Below are 4,140 nucleotides of genomic sequence, written 5' to 3'. Positions count from 1 at the left end.
GGAGCGGTAAAAGCGCCCGTCCCGTGCCCGGCCGGACGCGGGATACTGACCACAGGCAGCGTTCCTGCCGCGCCGCGTCAGCCGGCGCAGTAAAAAGAGGAGCCCGGCGACATCCTTTGTCGGAAAAGAAAAAAGGACGCAACCGCGTCCTTTAACAGAGTTCAGTTCTTATTCATCATCCGGAAACAAGTTCTTAATGTTGTTTCTTGTTTCCAGGAGATTCTGATCGACTGGAGCAGATATTTCTTGCGTAGCAGAATCAACCGCAGGCAGGATCGCTTTTGCATTATTACCAGCAGACTGCAGAAATGCCTCCAGCAAACGAACGACTTCACCATTTTCCTGTTGTGGTAGCGTGCTACTGATAATTCGTTGAATATCCTGCATAGACGTGCTGTCTGTCAGGAATTCAGCTATCAGGAACGGCAATCGTTCATCCTGCTTCATCAATGCAGCACCACACAACATCATGGCCCGCATTGCCCGACCACGTTCTTTCTGAGGCAATTTTTCAAGAAACCTGTCAGCCACCCGATCAGCTGCATTTCGTTCCGGATAAATATAAAAAGAGCACTTACGATTATCAGCCATACTCATCCCTTCATTGCCATCATTCCCAACACCAGATCGAACTGAGGATTGTCACTGACAAAGAAACGGTTATCACCCACTCCTGTCGCTTTTTTTACTGCCCCAGCCACAAGGCTGGCACCACCGCCAACAACCATAACATGAGTAAAACCAGCAAAGCGTCCTACTGAATCCGCCACACGATGCTGCAGTTTTTTTTCCCGGTCACGTAATACTGTCAGGATCCGCTCACGCTGTTCTGCATTCGGGATATAACGGGTCAGGAATTCATTGTCATCCCGGCCCTGGATTAGACGATCTGCAAAATAAGAACTGGTTCGTGTACTCACATTCACATCCATCGCATGCTTAACTGCTTCAGTAATGATGGAGACGCCAGTCTTGGGGTCACAATAGGTTTTTGTGAAACCTGACATTTTGCTGCGGACATGTGCAATATCAAGGGTCGTTCCACCGATATCAACAATCAACAGCGACTCCAGATCATTCAGATCTTTCAGCACGTCAAAACCGGCAGGCACGGACTCAGGCAAGACACTGACTTTACGAATGGTAAAGTTTTCACGCCCCTGAACTGTTACAGTTCGCCGGACATTATTTTTCTTACGTTCGATATTAGCCAGATTTGGCTGATCGTTCTCATCCAGATACTCACCTAAAGGTAAAGTCACAACAATATCAACAGGTTGTGGAGCAATACCTGACTGCATCAACGCATGATGAATAGCAACCACATTAACGTCGCTGTACTGATAACGCGTTTCTGTGGTGCGCACTGCATCCGGACTCAATTGATCAAAGCTGTATTTTTCTCCATCAATCTCATAGTTTGCGGAAGCGGGTACAGTGGCATCAGTCAGTCCCTGCAGCGTCATAGACCATTCCGGCTTAAAACTATTCGGACTAATTAACGTTTTCACTGCACCGTCTTCAACCCAGGCCAGTTTGATGTTGGTAGAGCCGTCGTCTACAAAGATACGCATCTAGAACCTCACATAAATAAAATGGATTTTTTTAGAAAAATACGAGATCAAAAACGATTATCACCTAAAACAACGTATCGGTAAAGACCTGATATCGGCCACAAATGGAAAAATAAAGAAAAACACAGACAAAAACCGACTCCAACAACACAAAAGAGAACAAACAAGAACAAATAAAGATAAACACTGATGAAATCCAGAAAAAACTCAAAGCTTCATATACAATGTCAGTAATTCATCCTCTGACGCCACCAGTACCTCCAGCCAAAATGGGCGGGTAAGATATCCGGAGCCTTATAGTCAGGAGGCTTCTACAGGAAAGCTGATGAGGAAGAGAAATGCGAACGATCACCACACGTGAACAGTTATTAGTGAACGGAAAAGTCAGGGAACGGATTGCCACACATATCGTGACAGGCGCTCACGGGTATGAAACGCTTTGCACAAGTGGTTATAACTTACTGTACAACAAGGAACGAGTACTGATTGGAAACTGCGAAAAGGTAGCGGAAGGAGAACTACCTGTCACCTGCCACACCTGTTTCTCTGTATGGCAGGATGTACATCGGTTCAAACCTGGTGACTTTGACACAGAATCTGGAAAAGGAAATTTCACTGATACGGAGCTCACGAAAATCACAACTGGACAAGAAAAACGCCGAATGCGTGTTGATGTCCTTTAAGGGCTGCGATAAGAGAAAAGCAATAACTTAAAGGCGATTGCTGATCACTAAAGATATTGGCGAGTTTTTTAAAGGGCAGGAAGCGGCTCACTTCCTGCCCTTTAACGTTTCCGCCGTCATCAGTCGATGAACTGGCGAATCAGTTCCAGAATTGCAATCAGCGCGTTTGCAACGGCGACCACAGCTCTGAGAACGATAATTAACAGATTAATCATCCATTTACTCCATTAATGGAGTAGAAACACCTTTGCTTACCCATACACGGGGTTTTCGTTCCATAGGCTCTCAACCCCCAAGAACAAACCAGACGCAACCTTTCCATGTAAAAATAATTAATAACAATAATAAAGAGCAGGTTTACTTAACCACCTGCTCTATATATTTACAATCATTTAATCTATATAAATATTTTATAATTAACAAGCAAATTCATATAAAAATCCATATATCTCTACAGGTAATTTTCTATTGCTTACCAGATAAACATCCAGAGGGTAATTTCTGAAAAGGCATAACGCACGCCTGAGTGCGGATGTTATCCATTCTGAAGAGTTGCCAAAAGCTCCACCACCAACCAGGGTTAAATATATTCTGGGGTTTCCTGTATAATGATAGTTAATCAATCCGGCCAATAAAGTTGCTTCATAACATGCCTGAAGTATCAATAATGCAAAAGGTTTCCAGTCATTAACCGGGTAACGATGATATGCCACTGGTAACGCAGAACATAATACTTGTGTTACCCGATGCTCCTTTGAGACACCGGGGATCGTTACTTCAGTATTAACATGCAGCCCTACACGAAGGGATTGCCTTAATTTATCCAGTAATGATTCATCCAGCGATTCAATATGGCGGCTAATAGCCAGCAACGTTTTTTGTGGCATCATGGCATATCCATTTTGCATCTGGATTCCAGGAATGCCGATGAGTTTATCCATGTCAGCCAGGGTATTAAGCTGGATATCACTGGTTTGCCCTATCTGCCCTCCCGTTCTGACCAGATAGTTTCGGTATACAGTTGCTGCAGCACAAGCCATGGCACACGCAGGTCCTTGCGTATTATCATTTTGATATCCGGTGATACCCTTCTCTGGTGTTGTGTACTGGGTTGGCATTTCCAATAAATTGAACTGGCTGGCAACCTGAATTAATGCACCACACACTTCAGGTCGTCGATGCAGTTCATAAGCGTCAATCTGCACCCCACTCAGTTTAATTTTTCCAACAGGCTTAACTGGTAAGGTTAAGACTTATTTTCGTAGTTCTGCAAGACTTGGCAAAATAAGTGAACCAGAATGAAAGGAGCGCGATGGTGTATCTATCGTAAATAACTCAGTGCCATGCTGGCAGAATTTAGCTTGTGTATCATAGTATGACGTTTCTTCAAATCCAAAAATGTTTTCAAACCAGCTCATAGATAAATCTACCAATAATTTTATTGAAGCCATATGTACGACATATAATCGTTTAAAGATTATCACAAACGCTCACAACAAAAAAAGTGTTTAAAACGCTTTAGGATAATCATCAAAAAACGATAGACAAATCCGTCGTTATTCATACAATATTGCAATATTAAAATTAAGAGTGATAGCGCAAAGAAATGCAAAATTCCCAAAAACACAAAATAAATTTTCATAAAGAAAAAATCATGGAGCGCAAGCGAGAGATTTTAAAAACGAGTTTACTGAAAGGCATAAAAGTTACAGCCTGCACATTACTTTCCATATTGATTATTATTTTTGCTGCTTTCGGAATCAAAACTTTATTTTCTATTATGATGTCTTACTTTTTACAACACAAAGAAACAACCACATACATTATCTACATAAGTGGGTTCTTTTCTATCATATACAGTTATTGGGCATCATATGTATGTT

General features: G+C 42.4%; 5 protein-coding genes and 2 pseudogenes. 2 read left to right on the top strand and 5 right to left on the bottom strand.

Features of this window, described 5'->3' with window-relative positions; translation table 11 throughout:
- From EQY_RS26940 to EQY_RS0120125, 3 genes and pseudogenes are all read right to left on the bottom strand, one after another.
- Positions 1–165, bottom strand: a pseudogene (locus EQY_RS26940) (hypothetical protein); the annotation flags it as partial.
- A gap of 3 nt (positions 166–168) precedes the next feature.
- Positions 169–591, bottom strand: a complete 423-nt coding sequence (locus tag EQY_RS0120130; RefSeq protein WP_000774832.1) for a plasmid partitioning/stability family protein — start codon at positions 589–591, stop codon at positions 169–171.
- A 2-nt stretch (positions 592–593) separates the two neighbouring features.
- The gene (locus EQY_RS0120125; RefSeq protein ID WP_001218107.1) at positions 594–1,574 is read right to left on the bottom strand and encodes a plasmid segregation protein ParM; all 981 of its coding nucleotides are present in this window, start codon (positions 1,572–1,574) and stop codon (positions 594–596) included.
- A gap of 338 nt (positions 1,575–1,912) precedes the next feature.
- Here EQY_RS0120125 and EQY_RS0120120 point away from each other — a divergent pair, with 338 nt between their 5' ends.
- Positions 1,913–2,257 (top strand): hypothetical protein, encoded by a 345-nt coding sequence (locus EQY_RS0120120; RefSeq protein WP_001259261.1) that lies wholly within the window; start codon positions 1,913–1,915, stop codon positions 2,255–2,257.
- 119 nt (positions 2,258–2,376) lie between these two features.
- Here the strand turns inward: EQY_RS0120120 and dqlB are convergent, their stop codons facing one another.
- Both dqlB and EQY_RS0120110 read right to left on the bottom strand, forming a co-directional pair.
- Positions 2,377–2,472 (bottom strand): DinQ-like type I toxin DqlB, encoded by a 96-nt coding sequence (gene dqlB / locus EQY_RS27240; RefSeq protein WP_000609147.1) that lies wholly within the window; start codon positions 2,470–2,472, stop codon positions 2,377–2,379.
- 201 nt (positions 2,473–2,673) lie between these two features.
- Positions 2,674–3,675: pseudogene (locus EQY_RS0120110) on the bottom strand (hypothetical protein).
- 236 nt (positions 3,676–3,911) lie between these two features.
- Between EQY_RS0120110 and EQY_RS26935 the strand changes: the two are divergent.
- Positions 3,912–4,140, top strand: a 229-nt coding sequence (locus tag EQY_RS26935; RefSeq protein ID WP_000440189.1) for a hypothetical protein, incomplete at its 3' end; no start/stop codon positions are given.

Origin of the sequence: Escherichia sp. TW14182 (assembly GCF_000208525.1) — a bacterium.
GTDB lineage: Bacteria > Pseudomonadota > Gammaproteobacteria > Enterobacterales > Enterobacteriaceae > Escherichia > Escherichia ruysiae.
The sequence above is the reverse complement of the archived record's forward strand: the minus strand, read 5'-3'. Positions and strand labels throughout refer to the sequence as shown.

Coding starts and splice junctions, on each gene's coding strand:
- EQY_RS0120130 (WP_000774832.1), bottom strand. CDS start 591: ATGGCTGATAATCGTAAGTGCTCTTTTTATATTTATCCGGAACGAAAT.
- EQY_RS0120125 (WP_001218107.1), bottom strand. CDS start 1,574: ATGCGTATCTTTGTAGACGACGGCTCTACCAACATCAAACTGGCCTGG.
- EQY_RS0120120 (WP_001259261.1), top strand. CDS start 1,913: ATGCGAACGATCACCACACGTGAACAGTTATTAGTGAACGGAAAAGTC.
- dqlB (WP_000609147.1), bottom strand. CDS start 2,472: ATGATTAATCTGTTAATTATCGTTCTCAGAGCTGTGGTCGCCGTTGCA.